The 962-nt window shown below is 58.3% G+C and carries 2 protein-coding genes; one reads left to right on the forward strand and one right to left on the reverse strand.

Annotated elements, in window-relative coordinates:
• Positions 1–81 precede the first annotated feature (81 nt).
• Positions 82–321, forward strand: coding sequence for a DNA-directed RNA polymerase subunit omega (locus NW856_RS12680; RefSeq protein WP_414400565.1), 240 nt, complete (start codon positions 82–84; stop codon positions 319–321).
• Between the two features lie 96 nt (positions 322–417).
• Here the strand turns inward: NW856_RS12680 and NW856_RS12685 are convergent, their stop codons facing one another.
• Positions 418–927, reverse strand: coding sequence for a mechanosensitive ion channel family protein (locus NW856_RS12685; RefSeq protein WP_414400564.1), 510 nt, complete (start codon positions 925–927; stop codon positions 418–420).
• Positions 928–962 lie beyond the last annotated feature (35 nt).

A 962-nucleotide genomic window follows, 5' to 3' on the forward strand; every position in this document is an offset into this window, starting at 1 on the left:
ACGGAGTCCTTTCGCGTTAGCGGGACGGAGTCTCGTTGGGATCCTGGTGGCAACAAGATATCAAGATTTAAGACTGCGATGATGGCTTCCCGCAAGAATCAACTGGCTATTGACAACGACGAGCTGATGCGTCGGGTAGAGGCTCTGATCAACGCTTCCAAAAATCGCTATCGCATCACGGTACAGGTGGCCAACCGCGCCAAGCGCCGCCGCTACGACGATCCGGACGACATAGAAGATGGCTGGATGAAGCCGATTCGCCGCGCTGTCATCGAAATGTCGGATGAACTGACTGAGCCGGAAATCATCGGCGATGAGTAGTCACTAGACTTGCGGCCCGCTGGCGGGATCGCCCTGTTGAAATTGCTAGCCGGCTGAGCGGCTAAGGGTAGAAGCTTTCGGCAGCCGCCTATTTTGTCAATTTGTCAAGTCGTTTGCAACGGGATCCCTTTCCCGCAGGCGAGCCTCGAGCCGCGATTCCATCAGGTGCAGCAAGCGGTGGGTCTCCTCTGGGCTGAGACCCTGGATGCGCATCTCCAAGGGGCTGTGGAACCAGAGGGTCTGCTGTGGGAAAGGAATCTGGATCCCTGCTTGATCGAAGGCGTGCTTGAGGCGACGGCGGTATTCCCGCGCCACCCTCCACTGCTGCAGGGGCTGCACCTTGATCCAAATGCGCAGCGTGATCCCCCGCTCCCCCAGATCATCGACACCGTGCATTTCGGGGGGCTCGAGGATTTTTTCCCGCCAAGCCGGCTCCCGGTACATCTGCAGAGCCACCTGCTCGGTGATGCGTATCGCCTGTTCCAGGTCATTTTCATAGGCAATCATGATCCCCAGATCCACCCGTGACCAGCCGTTGGAGAGGTTTTCCACCACCCGGATGGCACTGTTGGGAATGGAGATCAAGCTGCCTTCGGTGTTGCGCAACTGGGTTAGCTAAACCGCCGGGAAGCCCCGCACTC

The sequence above is a fragment of the Synechococcus sp. R3-13 genome, assembly GCF_047462195.1.
Taxonomy (GTDB): domain Bacteria; phylum Cyanobacteriota; class Cyanobacteriia; order Thermostichales; family Thermostichaceae; genus Thermostichus.

Bases quoted from the DNA above. Each gene is read 5' to 3' on its own strand.
- NW856_RS12680 (WP_414400565.1), top strand. From the start codon at position 82: ATGGCTTCCCGCAAGAATCAACTGGCTATTGACAACGACGAGCTGATG.